19 protein-coding genes are annotated in these 22,321 nt (G+C 71.6%); 11 read left to right on the top strand and 8 right to left on the bottom strand.

What is annotated here, in order from left to right; all coding sequences use genetic code 11:
* Positions 1 to 6 precede the first annotated feature (6 nt).
* Positions 7 to 489 carry a cation:proton antiporter regulatory subunit gene (locus tag Q5425_RS08100; protein WP_308671495.1) on the bottom strand — a complete coding sequence of 161 codons (483 nt, stop codon included), beginning with the start codon at positions 487 to 489 and terminating at the stop codon, positions 7 to 9.
* A gap of 36 nt (positions 490 to 525) precedes the next feature.
* A complete protein-coding gene (locus Q5425_RS08095) occupies positions 526 to 894 on the bottom strand; it encodes a DUF4267 domain-containing protein (RefSeq protein ID WP_308671494.1) in 369 nt (122 codons plus the stop codon).
* A gap of 112 nt (positions 895 to 1,006) precedes the next feature.
* Here Q5425_RS08095 and Q5425_RS08090 point away from each other — a divergent pair, with 112 nt between their 5' ends.
* The 9 genes from Q5425_RS08090 (at position 1,007) to Q5425_RS08050 (ending at position 16,030) form a co-directional block, all read left to right on the top strand.
* A complete protein-coding gene (locus tag Q5425_RS08090; protein WP_308671507.1) occupies positions 1,007 to 1,549 on the top strand; it encodes a TetR/AcrR family transcriptional regulator in 543 nt (180 codons plus the stop codon).
* 153 nt (positions 1,550 to 1,702) lie between these two features.
* Positions 1,703 to 2,407 carry a (d)CMP kinase gene (gene cmk / locus Q5425_RS08085; RefSeq protein WP_308671506.1) on the top strand — a complete coding sequence of 235 codons (705 nt, stop codon included), beginning with the start codon at positions 1,703 to 1,705 and terminating at the stop codon, positions 2,405 to 2,407.
* Positions 2,404 to 3,063 (top strand): lysophospholipid acyltransferase family protein, encoded by a 660-nt coding sequence (locus Q5425_RS08080; protein WP_308671493.1) that lies wholly within the window; start codon positions 2,404 to 2,406, stop codon positions 3,061 to 3,063. Before cmk ends, Q5425_RS08080 begins: the two co-directional genes overlap by 4 nt.
* Before the next feature lie 17 nt (positions 3,064 to 3,080).
* Positions 3,081 to 4,541, top strand: coding sequence for a ribosome biogenesis GTPase Der (gene der / locus Q5425_RS08075; RefSeq protein WP_308671505.1), 1,461 nt, complete (start codon positions 3,081 to 3,083; stop codon positions 4,539 to 4,541).
* A gap of 304 nt (positions 4,542 to 4,845) precedes the next feature.
* On the top strand, positions 4,846 to 8,802 hold the full coding sequence (locus Q5425_RS08070) for a Pls/PosA family non-ribosomal peptide synthetase (protein ID WP_308671492.1): 3,957 nt from the start codon (positions 4,846 to 4,848) through the stop codon (positions 8,800 to 8,802).
* An 80-nt stretch (positions 8,803 to 8,882) separates the two neighbouring features.
* Positions 8,883 to 10,301: a M1 family metallopeptidase gene (locus Q5425_RS08065; protein ID WP_308671491.1), complete on the top strand. Its 1,419-nt coding sequence runs from the start codon at positions 8,883 to 8,885 to the stop codon at positions 10,299 to 10,301.
* A 125-nt stretch (positions 10,302 to 10,426) separates the two neighbouring features.
* A complete protein-coding gene (locus Q5425_RS08060) occupies positions 10,427 to 12,718 on the top strand; it encodes a glycosyl hydrolase family 95 catalytic domain-containing protein (protein ID WP_308671490.1) in 2,292 nt (763 codons plus the stop codon).
* 25 nt (positions 12,719 to 12,743) lie between these two features.
* Entirely contained in the window at positions 12,744 to 15,020 is a 2,277-nt protein-coding gene (locus Q5425_RS08055) for a glycosyl hydrolase family 95 catalytic domain-containing protein (protein WP_308671489.1), read from the top strand.
* A gap of 104 nt (positions 15,021 to 15,124) precedes the next feature.
* Positions 15,125 to 16,030 carry a peptidylprolyl isomerase gene (locus tag Q5425_RS08050; RefSeq protein WP_308671488.1) on the top strand — a complete coding sequence of 302 codons (906 nt, stop codon included), beginning with the start codon at positions 15,125 to 15,127 and terminating at the stop codon, positions 16,028 to 16,030.
* Positions 16,031 to 16,148: 118 nt separating this feature from the next.
* Here the strand turns inward: Q5425_RS08050 and Q5425_RS45720 are convergent, their stop codons facing one another.
* Positions 16,149 to 16,508: a hypothetical protein gene (locus Q5425_RS45720; protein ID WP_396135136.1), complete on the bottom strand. Its 360-nt coding sequence runs from the start codon at positions 16,506 to 16,508 to the stop codon at positions 16,149 to 16,151.
* A gap of 174 nt (positions 16,509 to 16,682) precedes the next feature.
* Between Q5425_RS45720 and Q5425_RS08040 the strand changes: the two genes are divergently transcribed.
* The gene (locus tag Q5425_RS08040; RefSeq protein WP_308671486.1) at positions 16,683 to 17,240 is read left to right on the top strand and encodes a hypothetical protein; all 558 of its coding nucleotides are present in this window, start codon (positions 16,683 to 16,685) and stop codon (positions 17,238 to 17,240) included.
* Positions 17,241 to 17,244: 4 nt separating this feature from the next.
* Here Q5425_RS08040 and Q5425_RS08035 read toward each other — a convergent pair whose 3' ends face one another.
* Positions 17,245 to 18,117, bottom strand: coding sequence for a PDR/VanB family oxidoreductase (locus Q5425_RS08035; RefSeq protein ID WP_308671485.1), 873 nt, complete (start codon positions 18,115 to 18,117; stop codon positions 17,245 to 17,247).
* A 1-nt stretch (position 18,118) separates the two neighbouring features.
* Positions 18,119 to 18,739, bottom strand: coding sequence for an MSMEG_1061 family FMN-dependent PPOX-type flavoprotein (locus Q5425_RS08030; RefSeq protein WP_308671484.1), 621 nt, complete (start codon positions 18,737 to 18,739; stop codon positions 18,119 to 18,121).
* 56 nt (positions 18,740 to 18,795) lie between these two features.
* Between Q5425_RS08030 and Q5425_RS08025 the strand changes: the two genes are divergently transcribed.
* On the top strand, positions 18,796 to 19,413 hold the full coding sequence (locus Q5425_RS08025; protein WP_308671483.1) for a TetR/AcrR family transcriptional regulator: 618 nt from the start codon (positions 18,796 to 18,798) through the stop codon (positions 19,411 to 19,413).
* 52 nt (positions 19,414 to 19,465) lie between these two features.
* Here the strand turns inward: Q5425_RS08025 and Q5425_RS08020 are convergent, their stop codons facing one another.
* The 3 genes from Q5425_RS08020 to Q5425_RS08010 are packed head-to-tail and all read right to left on the bottom strand — an operon-like array spanning position 19,466 to position 22,313.
* Entirely contained in the window at positions 19,466 to 20,800 is a 1,335-nt protein-coding gene (locus tag Q5425_RS08020) for a hypothetical protein (protein WP_308671482.1), read from the bottom strand.
* Positions 20,801 to 20,831: 31 nt separating this feature from the next.
* A complete protein-coding gene (locus Q5425_RS08015) occupies positions 20,832 to 21,734 on the bottom strand; it encodes a phosphotransferase (protein ID WP_308671481.1) in 903 nt (300 codons plus the stop codon).
* The gene (locus Q5425_RS08010; protein WP_308671480.1) at positions 21,735 to 22,313 is read right to left on the bottom strand and encodes a response regulator transcription factor; all 579 of its coding nucleotides are present in this window, start codon (positions 22,311 to 22,313) and stop codon (positions 21,735 to 21,737) included.
* Positions 22,314 to 22,321: the final 8 nt, after the last annotated feature.

Here is a 22,321-nt window from a genome sequence, read left to right as displayed (position 1 = left end):
GGCCGCTCAGCCGTACTTGAGGATCTTGGCGGCGGCCTCGAGGCCCTCGCCCGTGCCGACCGCGACGAGCAGGTCGCCCCCGGTGAGCGTGAAGTCCGGCACCGGCGACGGGTGCACCTGGCCGGCCCGCGCCACCGCGACCACCGAGACGCCGGTGCGGGTGCGCATCGCGGTGTCGCCGAGCGTCCGGCCGTCGAAGGGGCCGGACGGCTTGATCGGCAGCTGCCGCGTGCTGATCCCGGGCAGGTCCCGGTGCTCTTCGGTGAGCTGCGCGACCAGCTGCGGTGCGCCGAGCAGGTTGGCCAGCGCGCCGGCCTCGTCCGCGGTGAGCGGGATCGAGGCGGCGCAGGCATCGGGATCGTCCGATTTGGACACGATCAGCTCGATGTGGCCGTCCCGCTGGGTGACGACGCCGATGCGGCGACCGGTACGGGTGGCGAAGTCCTTGCGGACCCCGATGCCGGGCAGGGGGGTTACTTCGACGTTCACCAGTCCATCGTAACCCAGCTGTCCGATTCGCGGCGTTCAGCCGAGCAGCAGGAGCAGGCCCGCGACGACCATCACGAGGGCGGTCAGGCCGTGGACTCCGAAGGCAACGGCCTTCTTTCCCCGGTGGCGCAGGACGATCAGCATGTCGAAGAAGGGCCAGACGGCCGCGGTGAGGATGACCCAGCCCAGCGCGTGCGGGTCGCCGTAGATCAGCAGGGCCAGCGGGACCAGGCCGGCCCCGATGTCGCGGCCGCCTTTGACGTTCAAGAAGGTGTCGGCGTTCTCGGGAACTTCGGTGAAGCCGAAGCCCGCGGCGATCTTCCTCGGCGCGAACAGGTAGTTGAGGCCGACGTAGATGATCCCGAGCGAGACGATCGCGACGAGGACGTAGCCGGTGACGAGCATGGTGTTCCCTCCAGTTTTCTAGCATCGCTAGGATTGCTAGCAACGCTAACCTAGCAACGCTAGATTGTCTAGCAGTGCTAGCATGTGACCCATGACCCAGCGGCAACGGCGCGTGCGCGACCGGACCGAGCGCGGACAGCGGATCGTCACCGCGGCCCGGGAACTGGCCGAGGCGGAGGGCTGGGACGCGGTCACCACCCGCCGGCTGGCGGCGCTGATCGAGTACAGCCAGCCGGTGCTCTACAGCCACTTCCCGGGCGGCAAGGACGCAATCATGGCGGCGGCCGCGCTGGAGGGCTTCGCCGAACTCGCCGCGACGCTGGTGGCGGCCCGCCCCGGCGGCCTCGGCGGGGTGGCGGCGGCCTATCTGGCCTTCGCCGAGGCGAAACCGGGCCTCTACGACGCGATGTTCACGCTCGCCTCGGAACTGCGGTTCGCCGAGGACGACACCCCGGAGGTGATGAAGGCGTGCTTCGCGCAGCTCCTCGCGGTCGTCGAGCCGGCGGCGCGGGAGCAGGACGCGGGCGCCTTGACCGAGGTGTTCTGGAGCACCCTGCACGGCCTGGTCACCCTGGATCGGGGCCGCCGGCTGTCCCCCGGCCACCGTGACGAGCGCCTCGCCCTGGTGGTCGCCCGCTTCGGCACTTTCACGTGAAAGTGATCTGGAGTGCGCGCTCCGGATCACTTTCACGTGAAAGTGAGGCTTGGGGCGACTGATCTCGTCCGCACCCCGACCGGCAGAATGGGGGACGAAGCCGACCGAGACGAGAACGCGAGGAGAGTGCCGGTGACGGGAGCCCTACGTGGTGTGGTCGCGCTGGACGGCCCGTCGGGGACCGGGAAGACCACCGTCGCCCGCAAGCTCGCCCAGCGGCTCGGGGCCGGCTACCTCGACACCGGGGCGATGTACCGGATGGTCACCCTCGCCGTGCTGCGCGCGGGTGTCGATCCGGCCGATGCGAGCGCCGTCGCCGCGGTCGCCGACCGCGCCGAGTTCGGCATCGGCACCAGCCCCGAGCGGCCCGAGATCCGCCTGGCCGGCGAGGACGTCGCCGCCGACATCCGCGGGCCCGAGGTCACCAAGGCCGTTTCGCCCGTCTCGGCCGTGCCGCACGTGCGCGAGCTGCTGGTCGCGCGGCAGCGGCAGATCATCGAGGACGTCGTGGAACACCGCGGCGGGATCGTCGTCGAGGGCCGGGACATCGGCACCGTCGTCGTGCCGGACTCGCCGCTCAAGGTCTTCCTGACCGCGTCGGCCGACGTCCGCGCGTCGCGCCGCAGCACCCAGGACACCGCGGCCGGGCGGCAGTCGTCGGTCGCCGACGCCCTGGCTTCGGTCGAACGTCGCGATCGACTCGACTCGACCCGGGCCGCCTCGCCGCTGCGCGCGGCCGACGACGCCGTGCACGTCGACACCTCTGAGCTGTCGATCGACCAGGTGATCGTCGCCCTCAGCGAGCTCGCCAGCCACCGCGGACTGCTGGCGGGGTGCAACGCCGAGGTAGCTCGATGAAAGCTGACGGACTCCCCGAGGGATCCGTCGGCAGGCTCCACGACGCCGGGCGGGTCTTCGCCCGGTACTATCTGCGCTCGGCCTTCCGCATCCGGGTGCACGGCCGCGAGCGCATGCCCGCCACCGGGCCGGTGCTGGTGATCGCCAACCACAGCTCCATGATCGAGCCGCAGCTGATCTTCGGAATGCTTCCGCGGCGTTCGGCGTTCCTGGTCAAGGCCGAGATGTTCGGCGGGATCGTCGGCAAGTTCATGCTGGCGATCGGGCAGATCCCGCTCAAGCGCGGCGAGATCGACCGCAAACCGCTGCTGACCGCGGTCGGCGTGCTCAAGGACGGCGGCGTCGTCGGGATCTTCCCCGAAGGCACCCGCGGTACCGGGGACGTCGGCGCGGCCGAACGCGGCGCGGCCTGGCTGGTCCGGGCCTCCGGCGCGACCGTGCTCCCGGTCGCGACGCGGGGCACGCTCAAGCCGGCCGACGGCAAACGACGGTTCCGGCCGCGGGTGGACATCCTCGTGGGCGAGCCGTTTTCGCCGAAGGTCGGACCCGGGAAAACCGGGCTCGACCAGGGCACCGAAGAGCTGCGCGGTGAGCTCGCGGCGCTCGTCAAGACTTTGGACGACTGGCGTGCCGAACACGGATTCGGCGCGGTATAAGGGAAATTGGGTCAGTGATGGAAGAGTTGGACAGCGTCGGCGAAGTCGACGGCACCTGGTCGGAAGAGACCGAGTTCGCCGCGCTCGACGCGCAGATCGAGGCGGCGGAAGCGGCCGAGGAGGCCGCGCTCGCGCAGCCGGTGCTCGCCGTCGTCGGCCGCCCGAACGTGGGCAAGTCGACGCTGGTCAACCGCATCCTCGGCCGGCGCGAAGCCGTCGTGCAGGACGTGCCGGGCGTGACCCGCGACCGCGTCGCCTACGACGCCTACTGGGGTGGCCGCAAGTTCACCCTGGTCGACACGGGCGGCTGGGAGCCGGACGCGACCGGCCTGCAGGCCTCCGTCGCCGCCCAGGCCGAGCTGGCCATGCAGACCGCGGACGCGGTGCTGCTGGTGATCGACGCCTCGGTCGGCGCCACGGCCACCGACGAAGCCGTCTCCAAGGTGCTGCGGCGCTCGAAGAAGCCGGTCCTGCTGGCCGCCAACAAGGTCGACGACGACCGGCTGCTCGCGGACACCGCGTCGCTGTGGTCGCTCGGCCTCGGCGAGCCGCACCCGGTCAGCGCGCTGCACGGCCGCAGCTCCGGTGACCTGCTCGACGCGATCCTCAAGGCCCTGCCCGAGTCGCCGCGCGAGGGCGGTGCCGTCACGTCGGGCCCACGGCGCGTCGCGCTGGTCGGCAAGCCGAACGTCGGCAAGTCGAGCCTGCTGAACAAGCTCTCCGGCGAGGAGCGCTCGGTCGTCGACTCGGTCGCGGGCACCACCGTCGACCCGGTCGACTCGCTGGTCGAGCTGGACGGCGAGACCTGGCGGTTCGTCGACACGGCCGGCCTGCGCAAGCGCGTCAATTTCGCCGCGGGCGCGGAGTACTACGCCTCGCTGCGCACCAAGACCGCGATCGACGCGGCCGAGGTCGCGATCGTGCTGCTGGACGCGGCCGAGCCGCTGTCCGAGCAGGACCTGCGGGTGCTGACCATGGTCGTCGAGGCCGGTCGCGCCTGCGTGCTGGCGTTCAACAAGTGGGACCTGGTCGACGAGGACCGCCGCCACGCGATGGTCCGCGAGCTGGACCGCGGCCTGGTCCGCGTGCCGTGGGCGGAGAAGGTCAACATCTCGGCGCTGACCGGCCGTTCGGTGCGCAAGCTCGCGCCGGCGTTGCGGACCGCGCTGAAGTCGTGGGACCAGCGGGTGCCGACCGGCCAGCTCAACGCGTGGCTGTCCGACCTGGTCGCGGCCACCCCGCCGCCGGTCCGCTCCGGCAAGCAGCCGAAGGTGCTGTTCGCGACCCAGGCCGGCATCCGCCCGCCGACGCTGGTGCTGTTCACCACCGGCTTCCTCGAGGCCGGCTACCGCCGGTTCATCGAACGCCGGTTCCGCGAGCAGTTCGGCTTCACCGGCAGCCCCGTCCGGGTGAATATCCGGGTCCGCGAAAAGAAGCAGAGGCCGAAGGTCGGCGGAAAAGCCGCCAAAACCCGGTGACGTTACGGGCATCACGTGTGATTGGAGGGGCATCACTCGTGATTGGAGGGGCATCACTCTCGATGCCCCTCCAATCACGCGTGATACCTCTCTGATCACGTGTGATGCCCCGGTGATCGTGAGGTCTGACACGTCGGCGTGACCCTGGGGATATCTTTTGGTGATCCGCAGGTACAGTGAAAGGTCGTTGCGGGCGCCTCAATCGGAGAGCAAGCCCGGTTGAGGCTCCCGAAAGGTGAGTGGTGGGCTTGCGCGCCCATGGTTCGTCCCTGCACGTCTTCGTCCCGGCCGGGGTGAGTGGCCGATGACCGTCACCATCGAACCCACCGGATCCACCGGATCCACCGCCGAGGTGCCCCTTGGCCCGGTCGCCGATCGGGCCCTGTTCTGGTCCGGTCCCGGCGCCGGCGAGCGCACCCTCCTCGACATCCTCAACGCCACCGCCGAGCGGCACCCGAACGCCGCCGCGATCGACGACGGCACCACCACCCTGACCTACCGGCGGCTGCTGGAGGAGATCGACGCCTACGGCCGCCGCCTGCGCGGGTACGGCGTCGGCCTCGGCGACCGCGTCGGCATCCGGATCTCCTCCGGCACCGCCGAGCTGTACATCGCCATCCTCGCCACGCTCTCCGTCGGCGCCGCCTACGTCCCGGTCGACGCCGACGACCCCGACGAGCGCGCCGAGCTGGTTTTCGAAGAAGCCCAGGTCGCCGCGGTCGCCACCGACGTCTTTTCGGGGGCTCCGGGTGGCGAAGCCCCCGGCCCGGGGCGAAGCCCCGGAGGTTTCCGCGGGGAGATCCACGTCCACGGCACCCCGGGCGGCCGCGAAGGCACCCCCGGCCCGGCCGAAGACGCGTGGATCATCTTCACCTCCGGCTCCACCGGCAAGCCCAAGGGTGTCGCGGTCACCCACGCGAGTGCCGCCGCCTTCGTCGACGCCGAGGCCGAGCTGTTCCTCACCGACGAGCCCATCGGCCCCGGCGACCGCGTCCTGGCCGGGCTGAGCGTGGCCTTCGACGCCTCCTGCGAAGAGATGTGGCTGGCCTGGCGCCACGGCGCCTGCCTGGTCCCGGCGCCGCGCGCGCTGGTCCGCACCGGCGTCGACCTCGGCCCGTGGCTGGTCGCGCAGCGCATCACCGTCGTCTCGACCGTGCCGACGCTGGCCGCGCTGTGGCCCGCCGACGCGCTCGAAGACGTCCGCCTGCTGATCTTCGGCGGCGAAGCGTGCCCGCCCGAGCTGGCCGAGCGCGTCGCCGTCGAAGGCCGCGAAGTCTGGAACACCTACGGCCCGACCGAGGCCACCGTCGTCGCGTGCGCCGCGCAGCTGACCGGCGACGGCCCGGTCCGCATCGGCCTGCCCCTCGACGGCTGGCAGCTCGCCGTGGTCAACGAAGAGGGCGAGCCGGTCGCCATGGGCGAGACCGGCGAGCTCGTCATCGGCGGCGTCGGCCTGGCCCGCTACCTCGACGCGGCGAAGGACGCCGAGAAGTTCGCGCCGCTGCCGTCGCTCGGCTGGGAGCGCGCCTACCGCTCCGGTGACATGGTCCGCGCCGAAGAGGCAGGCCTGCTGTTCCTCGGCCGCCTCGACGAGCAGGTCAAGCTCGGCGGCCGCCGCATCGAGCTGGGCGAGGTCGACGCCGCACTGCAGGCCCTGCCGGGTGTGCAGGGCGCGGCCGCCGCGATCCGCCGCACCAAGGCCGGCAACCAGGTCCTCGTCGGGTACGTCGTGCCCGGCGGCGAGGAGTTCGACCACGACCAGGCCGCCACGCGGCTGCGTGAGCACCTGCCCGCCGCGCTGGTGCCGCTGCTCGCCGTCGTCGACGACCTGCCGACGCGCACCTCCGGCAAGGTCGACCGCAACGCCCTCCCGTGGCCATTGTCCACAGTGGAGGCTTCCGGGCTGACCCCGACCGAGACGTGGCTCGCCGAAGGCTGGGCCGAGATCCTCGGTGTGTCGGTCGACAGCCCGAAGGCGGACTTCTTCACCCACGGCGGCGGCAGCCTGACCGCCGCGCAGGTGGTGGCCCGCATCCGCACCCGGCACCCGCAGGTGTCGGTGGCCGACATCTACGCCTTCCCCAAGCTGGGCGCGCTGGCGGCAATGCTGGACGCGCTCAGCAGCCAGGCCACCGAACGCCGGGAGATCGCGCCGACCAAGCGCCGCGCCGGCGTCATCCAGACATTGCTGATGGTCCCGCTGATGGGCCTGGTCGGCCTGCGCTGGGCGACGCTGGCCGCCGCGCTGTCGAACGTCCTGTCCCTGCTCGGGTTCGCCTGGGCGCCGACGCTGAGCTGGGCGTGGATCGGCCTGGCGTGGGTCGTGCTGTTCAGCCCGGCGGGCCGGATCGCCATCGCCGCGGGCGGCGCGCGCGTGCTGCTTTCGGGCGTGCGTCCCGGCACCTACCCGCGTGGCGGGAGTGTCCACTTGCGACTGTGGACGGCCGAGAAGCTCGCGGAGTTCTCCGGCGCGGACAGCATCGCCGGCGCGTCCTGGATGACGACGTACGCGAAGGCGCTCGGCGCGCGGATCGGCAAGGACGTCGACCTGCACTCGCCGCCGCCGGTCACCGGCTTCCTCAAGCTGGGCCGCGGTGCGGCGATCGAGCCCGAGGTCGACCTGACCGGCCACTGGGTCGACGGCGACGTCGTGCACATCGGCAAGGTCCGCGTCGGCGCGGAGGCCCGCGTCGGCGCCCGCAGCACGCTCTTCCCCGGCGTCCGGGTCGGCAAGGGCGCCGAAATCGCGGCCGGGTCGACCGTCCGCGGTGCCGTCCCGGCCGGGCAGCGCTGGGCCGGCTCACCCGCCTCGCGCGTCGGCAAGGACGAGCGCGACGCGCTGAAGTGGCCGTCGAGCCGTCCGCCGCGGTCGCACTTCTGGGCCGCCGTCTACGGCGTGACGTCCCTGGCGCTCGGCTTCCTCCCCGGCGTCGCCGCGCTGGCGGGTGCCGCCGTGCTCGGCTACGCGATCGCGGGCGCCTCGACCCTCCTGGCCGCCTTCACGCAGGCACTGGTCTTCGTGCCGGTCGCCACCGCCGCCTACTTCCTGACGTACCTGCTGCTCGTGCTCGTCGGCGTCCGGTCGCTGAGCATCGGCATGGTCGAGGGTTACCACCCGGTGCACGGCCGCGTCGCGTGGCAGGTCTGGGCGACCGAGCGGCTGATGAGCATGGCCCGCGAAGGCCTCTTCCCGCTGTACGCCAGCCTGTTCACGCCGGTGTGGCTGCGGCTGCTCGGCGCGAAGGTGGGGCGCAACGTCGAGGCGTCGACCGTCCTGGCCCTGCCCAAGATGACCCAGGTCGACAGCGGCGCCTTCCTCGCCGACGACACGATGGTCGCCACCTACGAGCTCGGCCACGGCTGGCTGCACGTCGCCCCGGCCCGGATCGGCAAGCAGGCCTTCCTCGGCAACTCGGGGATGACCGCGCCCGGCCGTTCGGTGCCGAAGCGCGGCCTGGTCGGCGTCCTGTCCTCGACGCCGCTGAAGGCGAAGAAGGGGTCGTCGTACCTCGGGATGCCGCCGCTGCCGGTCCGCCGCGCGGTCGGCGACGCCGACACGAGCCGCACCTACACCCCGGCGCTGCACCTCAAGGCGGCGCGGGCGCTGGTCGAGCTGTGCCGGATCGTCCCGGTCATGTGCGGCGTCGCGCTGACCGTCGTGGTCGCCTTCGGGCTGCTGTGGACGGCGTCGGCGTTCGGATTCGGCGTCGCCGCGCTGCTGGCCGGGCCCGCCCTGCTGGCCGCCGGAATCGTCGCGGCGCTGACGGCGACGCTGATGAAGTGGCTGCTGGTCGGGAAGTTCCGCGAGATCGATCACCCGCTGTGGAGCTCCTTCGTCTGGCGCAACGAGCTGGCCGACACCTTCGTCGAGGCCCTCGCGGTGCCGTGGCTGATCGGCTCGCTCGGCGGCACCCCGCTGCTGCCGGTGTGGCTGCGCACGATGGGCGTCAAGATCGGCCGCGGCGTCTGGCTGGAGACGTACTGGCTGCCGGAGGCCGACCTCGTCGAGCTCGGTGACGGCGCGACGATCAACCGCGGCTGCGTCGTGCAGACGCACCTGTTCCACGACCGGATCATGAGCATGTCCCGGGTCGTCCTCGGCGAGGGCGCGACGCTCGGCCCGCACGGCATCGTGCTGCCCGGCGCCGGCATAGGCGCGCGCACGACGGTCGGCCCGGGTTCGCTGGTGACCCGCGGCGACGAGGTGCCTGCCGACACCCGCTGGCTGGGCAACCCGATCTCCGCGTGGCCGGGCAAGTAACAAAAGCAGGGCCAGGCGCGCCGGACTCACCCGTCCGTGCGAGCCTGGGTCCAGCACGCACGACGAAAGGTTCGCCACGGGTGATTTCGAAGGCTCCCGCTCCCGGCGCGGACACCTCCGGCGACCCCTACCTGCCCGCCCACGGCAACGGCGGGTACCGGACCCGGCACTACGACCTGAACCTCGACTACAAGGTCGCGCCGAACCGGCTCTCGGCGTCGGCGGTGATCACCGCGGAGGCGACGCAGGCGCTTTCCCGCGTCAGCCTCGACTTCGGCGAGTTCCGGGTCAACCGCGTGCTGGTCGACGGCAAGCCCGCGAAGTACCTCAAGCGCGGCGCCAAGCTGCACGTCAAGCCGGCGAGGTCGATCCCGGCCGGGGCCGCGTTCACCGTCGAAGTCCACTACGTCGGCAACCCGCGCCCGGTGGGGAGCCGCTGGGGTGACGTCGGCTGGGACGAGCTGACCGACGGCGCCCTGGTGGCGAGCCAGCCGGTCGGCGCGCCGTCGTGGTTCCCGTGCAACGATCACCCGTCGGACAAGGCCGCCTACCGGGTGAGCGTGACGACGGCGTCGCCGTACCTGGTCGCGGTCACCGGCACCTTGATCGAGCGGACGACGTCGGCCAGCACCACGAAGTGGGTGTACGAACGACGCGAGCCGACGGCGACGTACCTGATGAGCGTGCAGATCGGCCGCTACGACGAGGTCGAGCTGACCGGCCGCGGCTGGTTCCCGCACACGGGCGTGGGGCTGCGCCGGCTGAGCCTCGGCATCGGCCGCGCGAGCGGGCAGGTGGAGGCGGTCTTCGAAACGGTGCCGCAGCGGGCCGCCGTGCCGCCGCGGCTGCGCCGCGCGTTCGACCGCGACTTCGGGCGGCAGGGCCGGATGATGGAGTTCCTGCAGCGGCTGTTCGGCGCGTACCCGTTCGGCGAGTACGTCATCGTGGTCACCGACGACGACCTCGACGACCCGATCGAGGCCCAGGGCATGGCGATCTTCGGCGCCAACCACGTCGACGGCCGCCGCACCCACGAACGGCTGGTGCTGCACGAGCTGTCCCACCAGTGGTTCGGCAACAGCCTGACGGTAGCCGACTGGCGCCACATCTGGCTGAACGAGGGCTTCGCGACGTACGCGGAGTGGCTGTGGTCGGAGGAGTCGGGCGGCCCATCCGCGGCCGCACTGGCCCGCGACTGGCACGCCCGCATCAAGGCCAAACCGGCCGACGTCCGCATCGCCGACCCCGGGGTGTCCCGCATGTTCGACGAGCGGGTCTACAAGCGCGGCGGCCTGACGCTGCACGCGCTGCGGGTGGAGATCGGGGACCCCGCGTTCTTCGGGTTGTTGAGGTCGTGGGCGGAGCAGTACCGGCACGGGCTGGTCACGACCGAGCTGTTCGTAGCTGCGGCCGAGGTACACGCGGGGCGTTCGCTGCGCGGGTTCTTCACGCGCTGGCTGGAGACGCCGACGCTGCCGCCACTGCCGCCACTGCCCTGATTCGTCGGATGTCTCTTCCGCTTTCCGGGTGAACTCCTCTGGTCTTTTGGCCACCCCTCTGCAAGTATGGCCGGACGCCGCCGCATGATCTCGCCGAAACGTAGTATGAATTCGGAGGATGCTTCATGGACGCAGTGTCCCGGCGGACGGTGCTCCGCTCTGCCTCGGTCCTTGCCGGGGCCGCCGCCTTCGGGGGTTTGTGGGCCCGCGCGGCCCCGCCGGTGCTCGCCGGGACCAGCCCGCACGCCGACGTCGCCGCCGATGCGCGGATGGTCTGGCGGCGGCTGCCGAAGAACTGGCAGGAAGGCCCGTTCCTCGCCAACGGCTACCTCGGCGCCCAGGTCTACGCCGGGAAGACACCGCAGGTCCTCAAGGTGATGCTCAGCCACACCCAGGTCCAGGACCAGCGCATCCGGTGGGAAGCCGGCATCGGGCTGTCCCGCCTGCCGATCGGTTACCTCACCCTCACCCTGGCCGGCGCGATCACCGCCGTCGACTGGACGCTCGACCTCTACAACGCCGAACTCGGCGGCACCATCACCACCATGCAGGGCACGGTCGCCTTTTCCGCCGTCGTCCACAACGACCTCGGGGTGCTGCTTGTTTCGCTGACGCCGAGCGCGGGCGAAACGAGCGCCGGCTGGGCGTTCCAGCCGCTGGAGTCGGCGACCACCCGGACGGTGCGCAAGCCGCCCGAGTACGTCGCCAACCCGGCACCCGAGCTGGGTGACGGCTTTTGCGCGCAGCCGATGCTCGCCGGTGGCGGGTACACCACGGCGTGGCAGGAGCGCGCGATCGGCACAAAACGGCTGCTCGCCGCCACCGTCGCCTACAGCTTCCCCGGCACCACGCACACCGCGGACGCGCGGAACGCCGTCCGGAAAGCGCTTGCCGCCCACCCGGACGCGCTGCTCGCCCGCCACCGCCGCTGGTGGAACGACTACCACCGGCGCAGCTTCGTTTCGGTGCCCGACAAGCAGGTGCAGCGGTTCTACTGGATCCAGCTGTACAAGATCGCGGCCGCCACCCGCGCGGGCGGGCCGGTGGTTTCCGAATGGGGACCGTGGTTCCCCGAGGTCGGCAACAGCTGGACCGCCGTGTGGTGGAACCTCAACGTCCAGGTCACCTACCCGATCGTCAACAGCACCAACCACCCCGAACTCGACGCCGTCACCGAGACCTTCCGGCGCGACCACGCGAACCTCGAGGTGTCCGTCCCGCCGGCGTACCGCGACGGCGACACCTACGCCCTCTCGCACCCCGGCGACTGGCGCCTGCGGCCCGGCGGCACGCGCTCGGTCGGCGTCCCCGGGACGACGTCCAAGACCGACCAGACCGGGAACCTGTTGTGGGGCCTGCACAACGTGTGGCTGGCTTACCGGCACCACCTGGACAAGCGTGTGCTTCGCGACGTTCTGTACCCGACGCTGGCGAAGGCCCTGAACTTCTACCGCCACTTCCTGTTCACCGGCCCGGACGGGTGCCTGCACCTGCCGCTGACCCGGTCGCCGGAGTACGCCGACGCGCCGGACTGCACCTACGACCTCTCGCTCATCCGGTGGGCGGCCCGCACGCTCGTCGACTCCGCCCGGATCCTCTGCCTCGACGAGCCGCGCGTGCCGCTCTGGCGGGAGATCAGCGCGAAACTCGTGCCGTACCAAGAAGATCCCGCGAACGGTGTGCTGATCGGCGACGGCGTCCCCCTGGCCGCCTCGCACCGCCACTTCTCGCACCTGCTGTGGCTGTACCCGCTGCGGGAGAAGGTCTGGGACTCCCCGGGCGACCGCGACCTCATGACGCGCACCTTCGCCCACTGGGCCGCCGACCAGACGGCGTGGCACGGCTACAGCTACGCGGCCGCGTCGTCGATGAGCTCGGTGATGGACGCACCGGAAGAAGCGTTGCGGTACCTGAAGTTCTTCCTCGACCGGAACGTCGTGGCCGACACCGAGCTGACGGCGAACACGATGTACCGCGAGGGGTCCAACTTCGCCATCGAGAGCCCGATCACCGCCGCGCAGTCCGTGGTGGACATGGTGATGCAGGGATCCGGGGGCGTGCTCAAGGTCTTCCCGTCGGTGTCGGCGACCTGGCGCGACGCTTCGATCGCCGGGCTGCGCGCGGAAGGTGCCTTCCTGGTCGACGCCTCCCGCCGCGACGGCAAGACGGAATTCGTCCGCGTGCACAGCGAAGCCGGCGAGCCCCTGGTCCTCCAGCACGGCATCGCCGGGGACGTCGACGTCCGCGACGAGCACGGCCGGCGGCTGCCGTGGCGCGCGGCCGGGCCCGGGCGGATCGCGATCGGGCTGCGGCGTGGCGGCACCGCCGTCGTCACCCCGCGCGGCGGGCGGCCGGACTTCGCGCCCCGGGACGTCCCCGCCATCGGCCCGGCGCCGTCGTGGGGCCTGCCGAGCTGAATCCGCTTTCGACGAGGAGGTCGGAATGGAGATCACCCGCAGAACCGTGCTCGGCGGGGCGCTCGCCGGGGTCGCGGCCGGGGTGGCGCCGGCGTTCGCCGAAGCCGCCGCGTCACCCGGGAGCGACGACTTCGGCTGGGCCGGGTTCCTCGGCACGGCGGACCTGTACTGGCGGCGGCTGCCGAAGACCTGGTACGAGGGCCCGTTCCTGGGCAACGGGTTCCTCGGCTCCGGCAGCTACGCCGAACCCGGCCGGAACGCGATCCGGTTCAACGTCCAGCACAGCCAGGTCCAGGACCACCGCCCGGAGTTCGGCTCGCTGTTCGGCCTGGCCCGGCTGCCGATCGGGTACTTCACGCTCGAACCGGCCGGCGCGATCACCGCGATCGACTGGCGGATGGACCTGTGGAACGCCGAGCTGACCGGCACGATCACGACCGCGGCGGGCAGCCTGAGCCTGCGTGCCATTGTCCACACGGGACAGCCGCTGCTCGCCGTCGAGATCCGGCCGTCCGAGGGGGAACGCGGGTTCAAGTGGGTGTTCCACCCGGCGGTCGCGGTCAGCCCGCGCGCCGATCCGGTGTGGAACAAGCCGCCGCCCGCGGGGTACACCGCGAACCCGCCCGTACAGCTGTCGGCGAGCGGTGACACGCAGCTGGCCGTTCAGCCGCTGCTGGCCGGCGGTGAGCACGTAACGGCGTGGCGGGAGGTCACGCGCGGCGGCGCGCGGACGTTGTACACGTCGGTGGCGTGGTCTCACCCCGGCAAGACGTCGGCGGCGCGGGCGCTGGGCACCGTCCGCCGGGCGCCGGCGTTCGCCGCGCTCACCCAGGACCACCGGCGCTGGTGGCACGGCTACTACCGGCAGAGCTTCCTGTCCATTCCGGACACGCGCCTGCAGAGCTTCTACTGGATCCAGCTGTACAAGGTCGCCTCGGCGGCCCGGCGCGAGGCGCCGGTGATGGCGACCTCCGGGCCGTGGCTGGAGAACACGCCGTGGCCGGCGACGTGGTGGAACCTCAACGTCCAGCTCGAGTACTGGCTGATCCACGGCTCCAACCACCTGGAGCTCGACGCGGTGAGCTACGCCCTCGGCAAGTACCGGGGCAACCTCGTCAGCCAGGTCGCGCAGCCGTACCAGGCCGACTCGGCGGGTATCCCGCGGACGACCGACATGACGCTGCTCAACGGCGTCTCGAACGCCACCAGCGGGTTCCCGGTCGGGATCCCGGGGCAGGACACGCCGACGCCGGAGGTCGGCAACCTGACCTGGGCGCTGCACAACGTGTGGCTGTCCTACCGGCACACACTGGACCGTTCGCTGCTCCGGGACACGCTGGTCCCGTTGCTGCGCCGGGCGATCAACTACTACCTGCACTTCCTCGCACCCGGACCGGACGGGAAGCTGCACCTGCCGCCGACGTTCTCGCCCGAGTACGGCGTCAACGCCCCGGACTGCAACTACGACCTCGCGCTGATCCGCTGGGGGTGCAAGACGCTGCTGCAAACCGCGCCCGGCGATCCGCTGGCGCCGAAGTGGCGGAACGTCCTGGCGGACCTGGTGGACTACCCGGCCGACGGCAACGGCTACATGATCGGGGCCGGGGTGCCGTTCGCGAAGTCGCACCGGCACTATTCGCACCTGCTGCAGATCTACCCGCTCTACGACGTCACCTGGGAGCAGCCGGAGCACCGGGCGATCATCAAGACGTCACTCGACCACTGGGTCGGCTTCGAAGGCGCGCTGCAGGGCTACACGTTCACCGGGGCCGCGTCGATCTCGGCGCAGATGCTGCGCGGCGAGCAGGCCGCGTTCTACCTCGGCGAGCTGCAACGGCGGTACATCCAGCCGAACACGATGTACCAGGAGTCCGGGCCGGTCATCGAGACGCCGCTTTCGGCGGCGAAGTCCCTGCAGGACATGCTGGTGCAGAGCTGGGGCGGGGTGGTCCGGCTGTTCCCGGCGGTGCCCGCGGCCTGGGGCGACGTCGCCCTGCGGGACTTCCGCACCGAGGGGGCGTTCCTGCTCAGCGCGTCCCGCACCGGCGGGAAGACGCGCTGGCTGAAGGTGCACAGCGAGGCCGGGGCGCCGTGCGTGCTGCGGCCGGGCATCGACGGAGAGCTCGCGGTGACCGACGCGCGGGGCCGGGCTCGTCGCTGGCAACGGCTGGCCAACGGGGACGTCCGGATCGAACTCGGGTGCGGTGAGGAGGCGTTCGTGTACCGGCAGGGGGATCGGCCGGACTTCGGGGTCCGGCCGGTCGCGCCGGGCGGGCCGGTCGCGCCCTGGGGCCTGCCGTGACCTGAGCCGGTTTCCCGGTTTCCCGGTTTCCCGGGTTCGCGGGTTCGCGCCCGGGAAGCCGGCTCGCGCGGCAGAATGGTGCTCTCCGACGAAGGGGAGCGTGGATGAGCGAGCCGGACGGCAGACCCGGTCCCGGGCAGCCGCCGTACCAGTACGCGCCGTGGCCGCCGCCCGTGCCGCCGAAGCCGTCGTCGACGACGGCGATCGTGCTGGTCACCGGGTCGATCGTGGTCGTCGTGGTGATGGCGCTGGCGTTCCTGGCCTGGGGCTACCCCGGGTTCCTGCGCAAGCCGGACGATCGAGCCGGTGGCGCGTTCTGGACCACGACGCCGTCTTCGCCGACCTCCGTGCCGGTGTCCGCGCCCGGCACGCCGGCGACGATCCCCGGCGGCCGGGCCGCGCTGCCGAAGCGGGCGAAGCCGCTGGCCGACCCCGTGACGTGCGCGTTCAACCCCGATCCCGGCTCACCGGCACCGAAGAAGGTCGCGCTGCCGCCCGACGGCCCGGCGCCGTCGACCGGGACGGCCGGGGTGCGGCTGGCGACGAGCGCGGGCGACATCGGGCTCACCCTGGACCGCGCGCTGGCGCCGTGCACCGTGGTGAACTTCCTGAGCCTGGCGAAGCAGGGCTTCTACGACGGCACGTCGTGCCACCGGCTGTCGGTCAGCACCGGGCTGCAGATGCTGCAGTGCGGCGACCCCGTCGGCGACGGCACCGGCGGCCCGGGCTACACGATCCGCGACGAGGTGTTCCCCGAGCTGACGTACGGCCGCGGTGTCCTCGCCATGGCGACGACGACGGCCCCGGACTCCGGCGGTTCCCAGTTCTTCCTGGTCTTCGGCGCCGCGACCATCCCGCCGGAGTACACGGTCTTCGGCAGCATCGACGACCCCGGCCTGGCAGTTTTGGACCGCGTCGCCCGCGGCGGAATCGACCCGGCCAAGCCGGGCCCCGGCGACGGCAGCGGCCCACCCCGCATCCCCGTCACCCTCACCCACGTCACTTCTTGACCGTGCGGCAAGAGGCATCATGCGTGATTGAGCGGGCATCACCCGTGATTGGCGGGGCATCGGACGTGATGCCCCGCCAAGCACGGGTGATGCCCTTCCAGACACGGGTGATGCCCCTTCAATCACGGTCGAGGAGGTGGCGGAGGGCCTTGGTGAGGGTCTTTGCGGGGGTGGGGGACAGCGTGGGGTGGCGGTAGGCGATGTAGCCGTCGGGGCGGATCAGGAGGCAACCGGCCTCGTTGATGGCGCTCAGGCGGGACCAGTCGCCGTAGGCGTCGCGGGCTCCCGGGTCGCCGATGCGGACCGTCCGCAAATGCTCGGCCGGTGGAAGAGCTCGGGATCGCGGTCGGGAACCGGCGGGACGCCGTCGGGCAGCACCGCGCCGGAGACGTACCGCTGATCCAGCTCGACACCGTGCGCGTTGAACTCGTAGTTCGAGGCCGATCGCGATGCTACCCGCCCCCGGAGGTACGGCCACGGTCCCGCCGGGCCGGGTTCGCGTCACTTTCGTAGGGAAAGTGACGCCAGGGCGCGGCGGGGTTGTGGCCGCTCTGCTGACCCGAGCAGGCGGTTCGGCCGGTCGGGCGTAACGCGGCCGGTGATCGTCACGACTCGTGAGTCGACGTGGACGGACGGTTCACCGGAGGTCGGGATGGCCGAGGGCAGCTTCTGGAAAACGGCGCCGGGCGTGCTGACCGCCGTGGCGGGCGTGATCACGGCGGTCGGGGGCCTGCTGGCCATCCTGTTCCAGGTCGGCGTCCTCGGCAGCGAGGACAAACCGCCGCCCGCGGCCTCCGGGGTGGCTTCGTCGCCGGCCGTGTCCTCTTCGCCGGCCACGTCCCCATCGTCCGCCGGCACGGCGGGCCAGGGCGGGAAGCCGTGGACCGAGGCCACCGCGGTGATCACGCCGAAAGACGGCGATCCCGTCGAGGCGCCGGCCTCGACGGTCCGCTTCTGCATCGGCGCCGGGATGGGGATCAACCTGAACGACAGCCTGGACGTCGCCTTCGAGAAGATGTCCGGGCTCGAGGTCACCCGCTCCGATCCCGCGTTGTCCGCCGGGGGCAAGGCCACGGTCAAGGTGCATCTGACCAGCGGAAAAGACATCTCGGGCACGATCACGTCAGGCTGCGACTTCTTCGCGGAGAGCGACATCGGCCGCTACAGCCTCTACCCGGACAGGCTGGCGAAGATCGAGTTCCGGCGCTGATCGCTCAGACGTCCAGCACGAGCCGCGGCGACGACGCGCGCGAAACGCACGGGTACATGCGGCCCGCGGCCGCGCCGATGTCGTCGCGGTGCTCGGGTTCGCCCGCCAGCACCGGTACTTCGCAACTGCCGCACACGCCTTCCCGGCACGCGGACGGCACCGGCCGCCCGGCGTGGTTCAGCGCGTCCAGCAGCGATTCGTCCGCCGGGACCTGGATGGTCTGCCCGGAGCGGGCGCACACGACCTCGAACGGCGTGTCGGGCCCGAACGTCCGGCGCACGGGCTGGAAGCGTTCGGTGTGCACGCCCGGGAACACCGCCTCGGCCGCGGCGAGCATCGGCTCCGGCCCGCAGCAGTAGACCTCCACCGCCGGGAACTCCGCCGCGAGGGCCGCGAGATCCGGACGACCCAGCCGTACGCGATCTCCGTACGTGGCCACCAGTTCCGCCGCGAACGGCAGGGACCGGCCCGTGTACACCAACGTCACCGCGGCCCCGGACTCGACGGCCGCCCGGACCATCGGCATGATGGGCGTGATGCCGATGCCGCCCGCCAGGAACAGGTACTCCGGGGCGGGCCGGAGCGGGAAGTGGTTGCGGGGCAACGACACCGAAAGCGTCCGGCCCGGCCGCAGGAACAGGTGGACGTACTCGGAGCCACCCCGGCTCAGCGGGTCGTGGCGGACGGCGATCCGGTAGGCCGAGAGATCGCCGGGGTCGCCGCACAGCGAGTACTGCCGCGTCAGCCAGTTCGGCAGCTCCAGGTCGATGTGGGCGCCCGGCTCCCACGGGGCCAACGGGCCTTCGTCGCCACGCAGGAGCAGGGAGACGACGTCGCCGGTGACGTGCTCGACGCGCTCGAGGATCGTTTTCTGCATGTCAGTACAACTTCCGGTAGCCGTCTTCGAGGAGCTGGTCGAGCAGCGCCGGGTCGATGTTCATCTTCTCGGCGGCGATCTCGCCGGCCGACGGCAGTTCCGCCGCCAGCGCCTGGCTCGCGGGGTCCCACAGGCGCGACCGGATCAGCGCGCGGCCGCAGTGGAAGTACACCTCGGCGACGTCGACGATGATCGCCAGCATGGGCGCCTTCGCCTCGGTGCGCATCCGGGCGAGCACGTCCGGTTCGTCGGTGATGTACGCGCTTCCGTTGACGCGCAACGTCTCCCGCATGCCGGGGATGAAGAACAGCAGGCCGACGCCGTCGTTCTCGGCGATGTTGCGGAAGGAGTCGGCGATCTTGTTGCCGGGCCGGTCGGGCAGCGCGAGCGTGCGCTCGTCGAGCACCTTGACGAAGCCGGGGTAGTCGCCGCGGGGCGAGCAGTCGGCGCGGCCCGCCGCGTCCGCGGTGGCCAGCGTCAGGAACGGCGAGTGCGCGATGAAGCGGTGGGCGTGCCGGTCGATGCGGTCGCCGATCTTGGCCTCGATCATCGCCTCCGGCTCGCCCAGCCGGGTCCGTACCTCGGCCATGGCCACGCGGCGCAGCGTATTTGTGCTGGTCATGCCATAATTATGAGCAAACATTCAGATCTTGACTACTCGCTTTCCCGGAGGGGGCCATGACGCCGGACCAGCGCCGCATCCAGCCACGTAAACAGCCGCGGCAGGTCCGCGCCGAGCTGACCCGGCACCGGATCCTGACCGCGGCTGCTCACGTTTTCACCGACCACGGTTACGCCGCCGGCACCACCAACCGCATCGCCGAGCGGGCCGGGATCTCGATCGGCTCGCTCTACCAGTACTTCCCGAACAAGGATTCGATCCTCGCCGAGCTGCTGACCCGGCACCTCGACAACGGCTCGGCGACCGCGGCGAAGGCGCTGGCCGGCGCACTGCCCGGCCCGATCGAGGACATCCTCCGCCTCTTCGTCCGGAGCGCGATCGAATCCCACCTCGACGACCCGCAGCTGCTGCGGCTGCTCATGGAACAGGCGCCGCGGTCGGCTGAGCTGCTGGAGAAGGTCGAGCAGCTCAAACGGTCCTGGTGCAGCTACGTGCGAAACGTCCTCGACGGGCACCCCGAAGTCCGGCTGACCGACACCGAGACGGCCGCCCGGCTGATCTTCACGACCATCGAGCTGGTCGTCCACCAGCTCGCGGCCGAGCACGAGCCGGTGGACAAGCGGAAGCTGGAGACGGAGATGGTCGCGATGCTGACCAGGTACGTCAAGGGGTGACCTGATAGGCGCCCCACGCGGTCAGGCCATCCGGCGAGGGGGCCGTACGAGTTCAGCCGAGCCGCTTCATGATCGCTTCCGCTTCGGCCGGGCTGAGGGCGAGCTCGTCGTCGTAGCTGTGGCCGCGCCAGATGTCGTCCAGCAGGCGGGTGGGTTCCCACCTGCCCCGTCCGACGTAGCGCTCCCCACCCCAGCCACCGCCCGGCTGGGTGCAGACGAGGATGCGGGTGGCGTCGACGTCGAGCGCCTCCCCGGCGGACTTGTAGATCCCGAAGTACCAGACTCCGGCACCCCATTCGTGGCGCTGCTTGAATTGGCGAACCCGCCGGGCCAGGTGGTAGGCCTCGATGACTTCTTGCCCCGGGGTGACCTCTTTGACCGTCCGGCCGGGGTGGCCCGCCACCTCTTGCCGCAGGTCGGCCGTCCGCCACTCGAGGTCGCGCCCGAACACCCGCTCGGTTTCGCCGTCGAGGTGCACCACCGCGCGCGGGACGTCCCGCCCGTCATCGATGAGGAAGCAGCGTGAGCGGGGGAGCCGCGCGGTGATCCGCTCGACCTCTTCGGCGCTGAGCGGCAGGTGCCGGTCGAAGGATTCCGCACCTCGGTCGATGTCGCGCAGCCGTTTCGACGGGACCCACACCCCGTCGCGGATGTACACCTCTTCGACGTCGTTGTGGCGCCGGACCACGGTGAACACCTGCTCGACGTCGACCCGGGGGAGTGGCCCGCTCAGGAACCCGACGTACTCGGGGCCGTCCGTCCGGCGAGCGAGTCGGGCGCCGGTCGCGAGCGCGAACAGCAGGTCGTCCGCCTGGTACTCGCCGTCGACCGCTTCGAGCTCCAGTCCCGGCGGAACGGGCTCCCACCGGAGGTTCCGCGTGTAGGCCTCGGCGACGGCCGGGATGCGCCGGACCACGGCGACGGGGTAGGACAGCTCGTCCCGGGCCACGAACCACTGCGGACGGGCGACCTCCCAGCGGATCCGGTCGTGTTCCGCCTCGGTGATCGGGAGGGAGGCGGTGCCCTCGGGATCATCGCCCGTCACCCGCCAGGTCCCGTCGGGGCCGAGCAGCTCACGGACACCCTCACGACGGCGTACGAGGGCTTCGGGGCGCTTCAGCGTGTCGGCGAAAGTGTGGGATTCGAGGTGCACGAAGTACTCGTATTCGCCTTGCCACAGCGTGCGCTGACGTTCCTCCCGGACGTGCCGGGCGATCGTGTACAGGTGCTGCTTGAAGTCGTCGTGGCTGCACTCTTCGACGCTCCCGCGCGGCAGGTCGAACGGCACCCACTCCAGATCGTGGGTGAACGCTTTCGCCGACTCGCGGTACACCTCGACCACCGCGGCCGGGACGGCCGAGCCGTCCGGGATGACGTAGTAGCCCATGGTGGCACCCCCCTGCACCGAGGTTAGCCGATCATGCGCCCGCGCGGCGGAGGCGTTCGGCCGCTTGGCCGCGGACCGCGTCCCCGCACACCGGGCGTTCTCCGTGCAGTGCTTCCCACCGGGCGTTGTGCGCGGCCGGCCAGAGGCTCGCGGCCCACGCGATCTCCTTCTCCTCCGCCGAAAACCGCCGTCCCCGGAACTCCTGGTAAGCGGCCAGGAACGCTGCCGAGCTGCCGACCGGAGCCAGCGTCGGTGGCGACACGCTGGCGAACGTCCCGGACGCCGCGCCGGCCAGCGCGGCTTCCGGCTGCCACGCCAGGCTGTCCCAGTCGTGCACGGCGTGGATGCCGCCGGTGCGCCAGCGGAGGTTCTGGGCTTCGAAGTCGGCGTGGCCGAGCACGCACGGCAGATCCGCGGCCAGCAACCGCTTGCGCGCCCGCACCGCCGTCTCGGCGACGTACGCGGGCACGGCGCTCTGGTCCCGTTCGTCGAGGAAGCCGATCGACGGCCACAGCCCGGGATCCGCGTGGTCCCACCGCGCCCACCGCGGGTTCGGCAGCGGCGGCGGGACATCGACCCCGGTCAGCTCGGCCATCAGCCGGGCGAACACCGCCGCGTACCGGACCGCGACCTCCGGGGTGTCGCCGGGCAGCACTTCCCCGCCGGGCCGGAATTCCTCGGCGTGGACGGCCAGTGCGCCGACGCCGAGCACGGGGGTGAGCGGCCGCGGACACGGGAACCCCCGCTCCGCCAACCGGGCCTGTGCTTCGACACAAACCGCGGCCCGGCCGTCGTCCTCCCGCGCCTTCACCACGACGTCCCGCCCGTCGGCCAGCCGCAGGCCGACCACGTCCGACAGGGAGCGCCGTTCGAACAGCACGCGGGCCGGCGCCGCCCCCAGGTGGTCGGTGCACCAGGACGGGAGCCAGTCCACTCAGCGGTTCCTCGCCGCGAGCGCCGCCTGGGTGCGGCTGGTGACGCCGAGCTTGGCCAGGACGTTGCCGACGTGCACCTTCACCGTCCGCTCGGCCAGCCGGAGCCGAGCCGCTATGTCGCGATTGGACAGTCCTTCGCCGAGCAGCTCCAGCACATCCCGTTCGCGCGGCGTCAACGCGCCGCCGCCGCTCAGTGCGGACGCCGCCGCCGGGCTCAGTGCTGTCACGCCTTGGTGGGCCGCGCGGACGGCGGCCGCGAGCTCGGCACCGGAAGCGTCCTTCAGCACGAAGCCGGCCGCACCCGCGCCGAGCGCTTCGCGGATTTCGCGGGGCCGGCCGACCGTGGTCAGCATCAGCACCCGCGGTGCCGCGGGCCCGAGCCTGCGCAGCACTTCGAGGCCGTCCATCCCGGGCAGGTACAGGTCGAGCAGCACGACGTCGGCTTCGACGGACGACCCGAGCAGCTCCGGCCCGCTCGCGTGCTGCGCGACGACGTCGAGGTCCGGCTGCGCCGCCAGGATCAGCGCGATCCCCTCGCGCACCAGCGCGTGGTCGTCGACGATCTGCACCCGGATCATGCGGGCAC

Source organism: Amycolatopsis sp. A133, assembly GCF_031082405.1.
GTDB lineage: Bacteria > Actinomycetota > Actinomycetes > Mycobacteriales > Pseudonocardiaceae > Amycolatopsis.
Note: the sequence above shows the minus strand (reverse complement) of the source record. Positions and strands in the feature narration are given on the sequence as shown.